General features: G+C 60.1%; 10 protein-coding genes. 4 read left to right on the forward strand and 6 right to left on the reverse strand.

Annotation, left to right across the window (positions count from 1 at the left end):
* From VJ956_RS15965 to VJ956_RS15985, 5 genes are all read right to left on the reverse strand, one after another.
* On the reverse strand, positions 1-482 hold a 482-nt coding region (locus VJ956_RS15965), incomplete at its 3' end, for a DJ-1/PfpI family protein (protein ID WP_324086033.1).
* Between the two features lie 99 nt (positions 483-581).
* A complete protein-coding gene (locus VJ956_RS15970) occupies positions 582-1,736 on the reverse strand; it encodes a Wadjet anti-phage system protein JetD domain-containing protein (RefSeq protein ID WP_324086034.1) in 1,155 nt (384 codons plus the stop codon).
* On the reverse strand, positions 1,720-5,043 hold the full coding sequence (locus VJ956_RS15975) for an ATP-binding protein (protein ID WP_324086035.1): 3,324 nt from the start codon (positions 5,041-5,043) through the stop codon (positions 1,720-1,722). The genes VJ956_RS15970 and VJ956_RS15975 overlap by 17 nt, the downstream gene beginning before the upstream one ends.
* Positions 5,040-5,783, reverse strand: coding sequence for a DUF4194 domain-containing protein (locus VJ956_RS15980; protein WP_324086036.1), 744 nt, complete (start codon positions 5,781-5,783; stop codon positions 5,040-5,042). The genes VJ956_RS15975 and VJ956_RS15980 overlap by 4 nt, the downstream gene beginning before the upstream one ends.
* 6 nt (positions 5,784-5,789) lie before the next feature.
* Positions 5,790-7,286 (reverse strand): DUF3375 domain-containing protein, encoded by a 1,497-nt coding sequence (locus VJ956_RS15985; protein ID WP_324086037.1) that lies wholly within the window; start codon positions 7,284-7,286, stop codon positions 5,790-5,792.
* Positions 7,287-7,587: 301 nt separating this feature from the next.
* Here VJ956_RS15985 and VJ956_RS15990 point away from each other — a divergent pair, with 301 nt between their 5' ends.
* The 4 genes from VJ956_RS15990 (at position 7,588) to modC (ending at position 10,657) form a co-directional block, all read left to right on the forward strand.
* Positions 7,588-7,962, forward strand: coding sequence for a LysR family transcriptional regulator (locus tag VJ956_RS15990; RefSeq protein ID WP_324086038.1), 375 nt, complete (start codon positions 7,588-7,590; stop codon positions 7,960-7,962).
* A 147-nt stretch (positions 7,963-8,109) separates the two neighbouring features.
* A complete protein-coding gene (gene modA, locus VJ956_RS15995; RefSeq protein ID WP_324086039.1) occupies positions 8,110-8,865 on the forward strand; it encodes a molybdate ABC transporter substrate-binding protein in 756 nt (251 codons plus the stop codon).
* A gap of 44 nt (positions 8,866-8,909) precedes the next feature.
* Positions 8,910-9,596: a molybdate ABC transporter permease subunit gene (modB, locus tag VJ956_RS16000; RefSeq protein ID WP_324086040.1), complete on the forward strand. Its 687-nt coding sequence runs from the start codon at positions 8,910-8,912 to the stop codon at positions 9,594-9,596.
* The gene (modC, locus tag VJ956_RS16005; protein ID WP_324086041.1) at positions 9,593-10,657 is read left to right on the forward strand and encodes a molybdenum ABC transporter ATP-binding protein; all 1,065 of its coding nucleotides are present in this window, start codon (positions 9,593-9,595) and stop codon (positions 10,655-10,657) included. Before modB ends, modC begins: the two co-directional genes overlap by 4 nt.
* 13 nt (positions 10,658-10,670) lie before the next feature.
* Here modC and VJ956_RS16010 read toward each other — a convergent pair.
* On the reverse strand, positions 10,671-11,066 hold a 396-nt coding region (locus tag VJ956_RS16010; protein ID WP_414674454.1), incomplete at its 5' end, for an AMP-binding enzyme.

Raw genomic sequence — 11,066 nt, forward strand, 5'->3', positions numbered from 1 at the left:
GCCTGATCAACCTCGATTGCGGCGAAGGTGCCTCCAGCCAGCTCCACTTCTGGCTGGCAGGCGGGATAAGCCGAGCATTTCCGCCCCTCCAGAACCCCCGCCGCCGCCAGTAACTGAGCGCCGTGGCAGATCGCAGCGACCGGCTTGTCGGTTTCGAAAAAGTGCCGGATGAGTTTCTGCACATCCTTGTTCAGGCGCAGATATTCCGGAGCGCGACCGCCAGGAACCACCAGGGCATCGTAATTCGCGGGGTCCAGCCCTTCGAAGTCTGCATTCAGGGTAAAGCGGTGGCCGGGTTTTTCGGTGTAGGTCTGGTCACCCTCGAAATCATGAATGGCGGTAGCGACTGTGTCGCCGGCCTTTTTGTCCGGGCACACGGCGTGAACGGTGTGGCCAACAGCCTGCAGTGCCTGGAATGGCACCATGGTTTCGTAGTCTTCGGTGAAATCACCGGTAATCATCAGAATTTTATTGCCGCTCATGGCTGTGTCCTTTTGTTTGTTTTGTCAGTTCGGAAACAGTATCAGCGGTGGTGGTGAAGCGGGTAATAGCGGATTACTACAGAGTTTCGTGATCGCTGGCTATCCCCTCAAGCTCCTGATCCATAAACCCACAGCACAGTGAACACTGTCGACTGGCAGAAACTCCTGCTCCAGCCGGCCCCGCTCTTTTCCCAGTAGCAGCCAGTAGAGGTCCATTTCTTTACCTGTGAGGCCGGAAGGGGGAACAGACGAAGCGGGCTGAGGCTCAATGACCGCGTTATCTTCTCCGAATCCCTCGAAAACAGCGCGGCTCATCAATAATGGGCGGAGGTGGGGCAGGGACTCCCTTGCCCGGGCCAGCATGGTCAGGCCCCAGGTATCCACGTCGCCCCAGTAAGCGATGTTTTTCTGCATCAGCCAGGCGGCCTGCAGCCAGGACAGGTTCAGGCCAGAGCCTAGCAGGGCGATGGTATCGGGTGTCCTCGGCAGCTGGTGAAGGCAGCGTTCGTTCTCCACCAGCAGCAGATTCTGTCCCGGTAGTGGGGTGTTCTGCAACTCGCTGGCCCGGACCCGAAATTGTGAAAACGGCAACAACTGCCCGTCCAGATCGGCCACCAACAACCAGTGATGGCCCTCATCCTCTGCACTCAAAAAGGCTTCTAGGCCGGTTTCGCTGGCCTGTCCGTCGTGTAGCACATCTAACATCTGAATCACCAATTGCCGGTTGCGCTCGAAAAACTTGCTATCGATACCGGCAAGGGATAACGCTCGCAGTGGCTTGCCTTCGGCATAGCCGGGACTTAGCTGAAGGGTCAGCGTTCCGCTGCGGATAACATCCTGCTCCGGTTTGTCGGTGACCAGGCTGCGGCGGCGGATAATCAGTGAATGAAAGCGCTGATCCAGTGAGGAGGCCAGGCGGCTGAGCATCTGGTATTCCCGCTTTACCTCATTGTTGCCGGTTGCCTGCACCCACTCGGTCGGCGATGCCAATACCCAGGCAACCGGAATCTCGATGGGCTCGCTGGCGCTCTGGAAACGGATGGGCTGCCATTCAATCTGTCCAATAGTGACTTCTCGCCAGGTCTGCAAATGCGTCCGAACCCTGTCGAGATGACTCCGGACGGCCGCACCGGTTGGCTTACCAATAAGGATTCGCAGTGGCCAGCTTTCCGGGTTTAGCAGGCGCTGCTCCCGCAGCTCCGTGTTCTGCCATTGCCGGGCCAGCCTGGCGGCCAGATCAGCCGGTGACTTCATGGGCCTTCCGGGTCATTTTTTCGGCGTGCGCCTCCAGTTCTTCCCAGCTCAGGGAGGTCATGGTGGCTTGCAGGTCTTTACGGTGTACCAGAATGGCGGAGCGGGTATGGGCTCGTAACAGGCGCATTTCCTTGTTCGGAGTGACGAACAGCGGGTGTAGGCCAAACTCGTTCAGGGCGGAGATAATGCGCCCGGCAACCGCATGGGAGCTCTTCGAGAAGGCTTCGTCCAGCACAATGGTTCCGAACAGCGGCTGGGTGGCGCCATCCGGGCAAAGGGCGTAGCTGAGGGAGGCGGTAAGGATGTAACTTGCAATGATTTCCTTTTCGCCGCCACTGCCGCCCTGGGAGCCGGTACGGGTTTCGATAACGGTGCCGGACTCCCGGTTCAGTACCGAGACTTCGAACTGCAGTCGGTAGCGGGGGTCCAGCAGGGCGCGGGCGCCGACGGTGCGCTTGTTGTCGGCCGCACCCCGCAGCAACCCCACCATGTTCTGCAGGGCCCTGAAGTGGCTTTCGCCCTGGTCGTCTTTCAGGGCATCGGCGCGCAACTGACGTTGGGCCCGTTCAAGAGTGCGCAGGGATTCATGGGCGACTCGCCGCGGCTCCAGACGCAGGAAACGGCCCGGTTGGAAGTCCACCCGCCGCAGGGTGGCGTTCAGGTCGGCGATGCGTTCCTCGATAATGGCGACCTGATTCTGGATATGGGCCAGCAACTGGATAACCCCTTGCTCCGAAGACTGGTTCAGGTAGTTCAGGAAGCGCTCCAGCTTCTGGGGAAGGGCTTCTTCTTCCAGCACCCGCAGCCGTTCCAGGTACTCGGGGATGTCGCGGATTTCGCTGCCGGTTTCTGCCAGAGCACCGGTGTCAATGGTGCGGGCCTTTTCCATCAGTTGGGTGAGGCTGAGTTCGTAGCCCTGAATCTGTTTGCCCAGTTTGCTGATGAACTTCTCCAGTTGTTCTCGCTGGGCCCGTTCCAGCAGTTCCAGTCGGTCGTGCTGGTCCGCTTTTGGTGGGCTAAAGTGTTTGTCCGCCAGGGCCTGTTGCTCATCGGTCAAGCCCTCGCCGATCCGTTCCAGCAAATCCTTGCAGCGATCGGTGGCCTGGGTGCGTTTGTCATCCAGCAGGGCATGGCGGGTGCGCTCGTCAGAGAGTTTCTGCTGGGTCTGCTCCAGCTCCTGGTTCACGATTTCGTACTCCCGCCTGGCCTTTTCCACATCGGAGTCCGGGGCGGTGAGGGTTTCCAGGCGGGCCTGCAGTTCGTCCAGCTCTTGCCGGGCGCTGGGCAGGTCAATGTCGCTGAAAGCGATGTCTGCCAGCAGTTTGTACAGCGCGATATGGTCCCGGGTGTTCTTCAGGTCTTTGCGGGCCTTCTCAAGTTCCTGCTGGATGCTGTCCGCTGCCTGCTGGCTTTCCGCCAGTTCTTCGGTCAGGGCGGCCAGCCGGTCCCGGTTGTTGAACCCGGTCATCCAGCCCTTGTCGAGGCGTTGGTTATCCCGTTTCTCGAAATAGCCCTTCTTGCCGGACATTAAGCCTCGTTGGGTCATTCCGTGGGGCGTCTGGCGCAGAGCTTCCGGGGAATCAACGCAATGCCGGTCAATGCCTGCCAGCAACTGTTTCACGGCCTCCCGGTGGGGGTGGCTTTTGAAATTGAGCTTGCGGGTGAAGCCGTCTTCCATAAACCGGGCGGGGGTCTGAGGTGCACCGGCTTCCAGTAACCGCACATGTAGCTGGTTGTCGTGGTGGTTGACCCGGTCCAGGGCTGACTGCATAGCCGCCGGTGGCACCAGCAGTCGCAACCGGTGCCCGCCAATGGCGCGTTCGATGGCGCCGCGCCAGGCTTTCTCCTCGGTTTTGACTTCCACCAGTTCGGCCACAAAGGGCAGGCTGGCTTCGTTCAGATTCAAGGCCCGGGCCAGTTCGCTGCGGAATTCCTGGTAGCGACCGTCGATGTTGGACCCGGGCCGGGCCTTGATGCGGTCGATCTCTTCCGTCAGTTCCGTGAGGGTTTCCGCAAGCTTGCCGTGGCGGATACGCAAATCCAGTAAGGCGCGGTCCCCGGTTTCCTCGAGTGAGGACAGTTCCTGCAGCCTGGTTTTACCCTGTTGCCGGTTGGCGGCCAGGCCCTGGGGAGAAAGGGTGTCGTCCAGAGCCAGTTTACGGGTCAGGGCCTGGTAGTCGTCGGCGTGGCGGGCCCGGTCGTTGACCCAGCGCTGTTGCTGGCCGAGCTGTTCCCGCAGTTGTTCGATGCTGGCACCGCCGGCTTCCAGGTAGACGTCCTTGAGGGTGGTAGCCTTGCTGTTCAGGCCGGTGACGGCGCCCTGAAGCGTATCGATGGTGTTCTGGCTTTGCCCCAGCCGGATATCCAGATCCCGGATTCGGTCACTCCAGAGCTGGTAACCGGCGTCAGCAAACCATACCGGCAGAATGTCCTTCAGGGTTTGCTGCTGATCCAGTTCGTTACGGGTGGTCTGGTGCTTCCGCCAGGTGTCGGCAATCGGCTGCAGGGACTGATGCTGTTTGCGGGCGGTTTCCAGTTCGTTGTGAATCGCGGCCAGGTCATCGAATTCGCTGGCCACTTCGCCTGCCCGGTCAAAGGCGGAATGGTCATCCAGCACCAGTTCGCGGAAGATTTCATCAATACTGTTGAGCTGTTTTAGCCCGGCGGCTCTATTGAGCAGAGTAAAAGCATTTTCACCAACTTCGAAGAAGCGCCGGACTTGAGCCAGGTAAGCCTTCTTGCTGTCGTTGGCCTGCAGACCGGGGGTATCCCGGGCATGCTGCTTCAGTCCCCGGGCACCGCCCTCATGGTGGATGGCCAGCCAGTCGTCCAAGCCCGGGTCGTCTGCTTCCGAGAACAGCCATAAACGTTTCAGATCACTGGCGGCCGAGCTGCTGCCATCGACCCAGAGCAATACCCCGATACGCAGTGTTTTGTTGCCATTGGAGAGGCGTGCGCTGATCGCGGTCACGGTTTTGCCAGGGCGGGCAATATGGCTGTTATCGCCGGAATTATTACCGGCCCCGGAGACCCCGCGAATATAGGAGATCAGGTCCCGGTCGCTCTCATGGCCGCCGGTGGAGGCCAGGTTATAACGGGGCTGATGGGTCAGCAGGGTCATCAATGCATCCACCAGTGTGGTCTTGCCGCTGCCCGTGGGGCCGATGATGGCGGTGCCCTTCGGGTCGATTTCGGCGCAATGGCGGCCATTGAATGGCCCCCAGTTGTAGAGGTCCAGATGGGTCAGGATATAAGCAGTGGACGGGATAATTTCTGCCGCAAACAGGTCGTTCTGGGGCAGGCTCATGCATCGTCTCCATCGGTGTTAGCATGGTCATCGGCGGCCTTGCCTACCAACCTACGGAAATGCTGCAGCAGGTTCTGCAGGTTCTCAGGGTTGGCAAGATGGGTAATGATGGGCCGGATGATGACCTGGTCATTGGTATCGATCTCCGAGACAATACCGTGGTTTTTCAGGTTTTCCAGCAGACTGCGCAGGCGTTTCTGGTCGCGGGCGTCACTGCCGGTATCCCCCAGGTAAAGCTGCAGTTGCGGTAACAGTTCTTCTAGTTCCACCACCGCATCCCCGGCACCGAGTCCGGCCTCCTGCTCGTGGGCAATAAAATGCTGGCGCAGGATCGCAATCAGCAGCGATTGTTCCAGGTTCATGCGCTGACGTCGCACCAGCGGGTGGGTCCACTCGTCGTCGGTTTTATCGCCGTCCTGGAACAGCTGTTCGGACACCACCAGAAAGGCCAGGCCGCGAATGTCATCGATTTTCAGACGCAGGTCAAAGGGTTCCAGGATACGGTTCACTGCCGATGTCTGGGTGATGGCCACTTGGTACAAATTGGGCTTGCGATCTGCCTCCAGCAGCCCGTATTTGAGCAGATCCTGGGCAGTGGTTTTCAGATTGCCGGCAGTGTACTGGTCGGTTGCGGTCGATGCCGCCGCGTCGACTTCTGTGGCCGGGACTTCAGGCTGCGGTGGCTGGTCGTCCTGCGGTGGGCCTTTCCGGCGGGTCAGGCGGTCAAAATAGTCGGACATACGGTATTAAAGCTCCCAGTCGATGGACTCTGCGGCAGTTCGGGTCAAAGTGAGGTGCGGCACATGAAAGCGCAGTTTGTGGCCGTTACTGTCGGTGATGTCCACCGCTTCCCGGTCTTCAGAGATCTCGACCTCCGCCTCCCGGGCCATGGCGAGCCAGAGGGCAATGGATTCCAGGTCGTGGGTGGGCGGCAGATGGCTGGCCAGCTCGGCGATGCTCATGGGGCGGTCAGTGACCTGAAGCAACTCCACCGTATCCTGGTAAAGCGCCTCCCGGTCCAGTCCGTCGAAGGCTCGCCAGAATTCTGCATCCACGTCCTCCAGATTGACGTCCTGCCCGGACAGTTCCAGCCCCTGCTCCTGCTCTTCCGTGGCCGACTTGAATCTGAGTCGTTCCACCAGCGGCAGGCCGGCAACCTCAACGGCGACCGGGGGCAGGGGTGTTCCGCTTTTGCGGATTTTATGGCTGGACCAGTCAATAGTAAGCGCCGTGTTAAGAAGGCCGTTCAGTAGCTCCCCGACCCGGTGGTTTTCTGCGGCCAGGCCGGTCTTCAGGAAGCCTTTCACGTCCCGCTCGCTGCGGGCCCGGGCCTTGATCACGGCGGCGGATTCCTGGATCAGGCGAATCACCAGCCAGCGCAGCTCGTCCTGCTGTTGTCGAGTCAGGGCGTGGCGGGTGGCCGGATGCCGCAGAATGGTGCGCAGCCGCTGTTTCATGCTGTCCAGCTCGGTGGACCGGCTCAACTGTTCATTAAAGCCGTGGAAGACCTTGCCTTCGGCGGTTTCCAGCAGCGTATCGTGGCCATCAAGCAAACGGTCGACAATCTCGCCGCGGTGATGCTGCTCGCTGACAATGGACTGGCGCAGCCGCCGGTCGGCGTCCCGGTAGGAGTCTTCCACCCGCCGGAAATCCGCCCACAGGCTGACCGACAGGTTGTAGACCTCGCGAATGCCCTCCGAGGCTTCGGCGCCCTCCAGTACCTTGAAGTGCCCAGCTTCAACCTCGGCCAGTTCGTGTTCCAGATCCTTGATTTTGCCGCGGATGTGGTCGGCGCGGCTTTGCGCATTCGGGTTCAGGCGGGTTTCCAGGTTCTCGATTTCCCGCTGCACTGTCGCCAGCCGTGAGGCGGTGGACGTCATGATCCGGTTGTCCAGCCCCTCGACGAAATCCAGGGCTTTTTGCAGGGCATCGGTCGCCATCAGCTTGCCGTTTCTCTCCACAATTAATCCGCGACGAATCCAGGCCCGCAGTTCCTTTCTGGCGTCCACCGCCGGGTCATTGGTGGACAACTCCAGGTCGTCACTGTTGGCATGCTGGCGCAGAATCCCGGTCAACATCTGCTGGGCATCCTCGAACAGGATTTCATCCCGATTCTGCTCCAGCAATGCCTGCAGGCAGCCAAGAACCAGCGGCCCGCGAGTGGCAGACAGCAGCTTCCAGGCCGGATGCTGGTGCCGTGCCACAAGGTAGGCTTGGGTTCTGAGGTCGTCCTTTTCATTCATGGTATTAAGCGCTTGATTCAGACAGAGCAGCGGCCCGGTTAGATGGAGAGTAAGTTGGTGACAGGGGGCTATCAACCCGACGCCTATAGTAACCGGGTACGAACCTTTGAAACAACGACGTAGCAAGGGATTCAGACGGGGAGAGATTTCGCGAGTGTTTTCTGAAGTGGCACACAGCGCCAGAAATTTCCGATCACAAGTCCGTCCTCCGTGGAGCTCGCCGCGCCCCAGCTGAATCTGGTTCCGATCACCTGCATTATATATCTACCCGCTAGCAGCAACTTCCGATAACATCCCTGCCATGACTCCTGAGAAAAACACGTCCTCTGCGGTATTGATCCGGCCCCGCGTCTACCTCGGCGACGGGATTGCCATTGGCCCCGGCAAAATTGACCTGCTGCGGGCGGTTGGCAAGACCCGCTCCATTGCCGCGGCCGCGCGTTCGCTCGGTATGCCTTATAAACGCGCCTGGCTTCTTACCGACTCCCTGAACAGGCGGTTCAGTCAGTTGCTGGTCGCAACCATGGCAGGTGGCAAGGGCGGTGGCGGGGCATACCTGACCACTCTCGGAGAAGAACTGGTCGCTCTCTACGACGCCCTGGAAGAGCGTCTTAACGCTGAGGCCGCGCCAGAACTGGAAGCACTGCGGAAACTGGCCGGCGGCCCCGGAATCTGATCCTGCTACTGTGCTGGCATCCCGGTTGCGCTACACTGTGCGTTATGTCCTATAGGACTTAACGCTCCGGCGAATTCGACAAACGAACCCGACAGATACAGTCCGGCGGCCTCACCGTCTCCGTTGTCCGATGCAAGGAACCCGTTCATGAAACTCCTGGGCCTCATGTTGCTGGCCTGCCTGCTGTTGTTCGCCACCCGCGCCCACGGTGGCAACTTCATCATCGCCGCGGCCTCTGACCTGCGTTTTGCGCTGGATGAGATCATCGAGGTTTACCGTCGCGATCACCCCGACCACAGGTTCGAGGTGATCTACGGTTCGTCGGGCAAGATAACGACGCAGATCCTGAACGGCGCCCCCTATGACATCTTTTTCTCTGCCGACATCTCGTTTCCGGAAAGGCTCAGGGCGGAGGGTTTTACCGCCACCGAGCCCGCCGTTTATGCCATCGGCCGCATCGTCCTCTGGAGTAACACGCTGGACGCCTCGAAGCTGAGGCTGGCGGACCTGCCCACCGACCCGCGCATCCGGCGCCTGGCCATCGCCCAACCCTCCCACGCACCCTATGGTCTGCGCGCGCAGGAGGCTTTGCAGGCTGCAGGCGTATGGGAAACGGTCCAGCCAAAGCTGGTGTTCGGGGAGAATATCGCTCATACCGCGCAGATGGTCGAATCCGGCGCTGCGGACGTTGGCATCATTGCGCTGTCGCTGGCGAAATTTCCTGACATGGCCAGGCATCCCGACCATCTCATTGATGAAAAGCTCCACAATCCGCTGACCCAGGGCTTTATCATTACCAGGCATGGCGGCGACAAACAGCCGGTGGCAAACTTCGCACGTTTCATGGACACCGGCACAGTGCACGAGATCATGGAGCGGTATGGATTCGTGATACCGAGGTAGCAAACGAGCGAAGGTCAATACCCACTCAAGACTGAGAGAATTCCATGCCCGAACTCAGCCCGGCAGACTGGCAGGCAATTGAGGTCACCCTCCGGCTCTGTTTCTATACCACGCTGATCCTGCTTGTCATAGCGACACCGATTGCATGGTGGCTGTCGAGTGGTCAATCGGCGGCAAGGATTGCGGTCCAGGCGATCGTCGCTCTGCCGCTGGTGCTGCCGCCAACGGTGCTCGGTTTCTACCTGTTGATTGTGCTCGGGCCGCGTGGTGCGGTCGGCGGCACCCTCGAATCCCTGGGCTTGCATCATCTTGCCTTCACCTTCGAGGGTATCCTGATTGCCTCGGTTCTCTACTCGATGCCGTTTGCGGTCCAGCCGTTGACCGAGGCTTTCGGCAATCTCGGCCGCCGGCCCGCCGAGGTCGCCAGCAGCCTTGGTGCCGGTCTGATCGACCGCTTCGTTACCGTCACCCTGCCACTGACCCGGGGGGGCTTCGTTGTTGCCGCCACCCTGACGTTTGCCCATACGCTGGGCGAGTTCGGCGTCATCCTCATGCTTGGCGGCAGTATTCCCGGCGAGACCAGAGTGCTGTCGGTACTGATCTACGACCACGCTGAAGCAATGAACTATGAGGCCGCCCACCGGTTATCACTGATGCTGCTGATTTTCGCGTTCTTCACCCTGTTCGTGGTTTATGGCCTGACCCGTCGCTTCAAGGTAGCCAGGGTATGACGCTGGCAATCAGGGCAAGGCTTAAACGGAGTGACTTCGAGCTGGACGTCGACATCGATCTGCCGCCCGGCGGAGTGACATCGTTGTTCGGACGATCCGGCTGCGGCAAGACAACCCTGCTTCGCATTATGGCGGGGCTTGAAAAGGTGCGCGATGCAGAGGTCCGTTTCGGCGATCAGGTCTGGCAGCAGGGCAAGCACTTTGTCCCACTACACCAGCGCCGGATCGGAATCGTGTTCCAGGAACACAGCCTGCTGCCACACTTGTCGGTGCGCGGAAACCTGCTCTACGGTTACAAGCGCACACCCGCATCACTGCGCCGGCTGCACCTGAGCGGGGTTACCGATATGCTCGGTATCGCTGATCTGCTCGACCGGCCGATTGACCGGCTCTCGGGTGGTCAGCGCCAGCGCGTCTCGCTTGGCCGCGCTCTGCTGACCAGCCCGCAGTTGTTGCTGCTCGACGAACCGCTTTCTGCCCTCGACACCCGCAACAGACGCGAGGTCATGCCGTTCCTGTCGCGGCTGGCTGCGGAATCGGGTGTGCCGATTGTGATGGTGACGCACTCACCGGATGAGGTCGAACGGCTGGCCGATCGCGTGGTGTTTATGGAAGCCGGCCGCATCTCCTCGGTCGAGTCCCTCCAGCAGACCCTCAGGCGCACCGACTCGCCACTGTTCGCTGACAAGGGTACTGTCTGTGTGCTTGCAGGCAGGGTGTTGCCGGGGCAGGCTGACGGACTGATACGCTTTGGCAACGAACACCTCCAGTTCCTGATCGAGGATCCTGGTCCCCATGGGATGCCGACCCGCGTGCGGATCCATTCCAGCGACGTCGCGATCGCCCGGCATCGTATCGGGGATGTCAGCGTGGTGAATCAGTTACCGGTCATTGTCGAGCGGATTGAGGCCTTCCGCCCAGGCCGCATACTGGTGGCGGGTAAGCTCCGGGACGGGCAGATACTGACAGCCGAAATCACCGAACATTCCTGCCGCAGGCTCGGACTCGGTAACGGCCAGCTTGTACATGCGCTGATCAGGTCGGTCACGCTGCTGGACTGATGAACAACAGTCGCTAACCGCCAGGTTCGAGTTGCCGGCGCAGCAGGAACTTCTGGATTTTCCCCGTTGACGTGGTTGGCAGCCGGCCGAAAATGATTTTCCTGGGCGCCTTGAAGTGGCTGATATTGTCTCTGCAGAAGCTGATTAACACCTCTTCGCTCAGCTCGCTGTCAGGGCGCAACTGGACGAAAGCGGCGGGAACTTCGCCCCATTTGGCGTCCGCCATTGCGACAACCGCTGCGAGTTCGACGTCTTCATGGCGTTGAATGATCTCCTCGACTTCAAGCGAAGAGATGTTTTCCCCGCCGGAGATGATGACGTCTTTCAGCCGGTCGCGAATCTTGACATAGCCATCAGGCTCCATAACCGCCAGGTCACCGGAGTGAAACCAGCCACCGGCAAAGGCTTC

The organism is Marinobacter sp., assembly GCF_035268745.1.
Lineage (GTDB): Bacteria > Pseudomonadota > Gammaproteobacteria > Pseudomonadales > Oleiphilaceae > Marinobacter.

Bases quoted from the DNA above. Each gene is read 5' to 3' on its own strand.
- VJ956_RS15970 (WP_324086034.1), bottom strand. From the start codon at position 1,736: ATGAAGTCACCGGCTGATCTGGCCGCCAGGCTGGCCCGGCAATGGCAG.
- VJ956_RS15975 (WP_324086035.1), bottom strand. From the start codon at position 5,043: ATGAGCCTGCCCCAGAACGACCTGTTTGCGGCAGAAATTATCCCGTCC.
- VJ956_RS15980 (WP_324086036.1), bottom strand. From the start codon at position 5,783: ATGTCCGACTATTTTGACCGCCTGACCCGCCGGAAAGGCCCACCGCAG.
- VJ956_RS15985 (WP_324086037.1), bottom strand. From the start codon at position 7,286: ATGAATGAAAAGGACGACCTCAGAACCCAAGCCTACCTTGTGGCACGG.
- VJ956_RS15990 (WP_324086038.1), top strand. From the start codon at position 7,588: ATGACTCCTGAGAAAAACACGTCCTCTGCGGTATTGATCCGGCCCCGC.
- modA (WP_324086039.1), top strand. From the start codon at position 8,110: ATGAAACTCCTGGGCCTCATGTTGCTGGCCTGCCTGCTGTTGTTCGCC.
- modB (WP_324086040.1), top strand. From the start codon at position 8,910: ATGCCCGAACTCAGCCCGGCAGACTGGCAGGCAATTGAGGTCACCCTC.
- modC (WP_324086041.1), top strand. From the start codon at position 9,593: ATGACGCTGGCAATCAGGGCAAGGCTTAAACGGAGTGACTTCGAGCTG.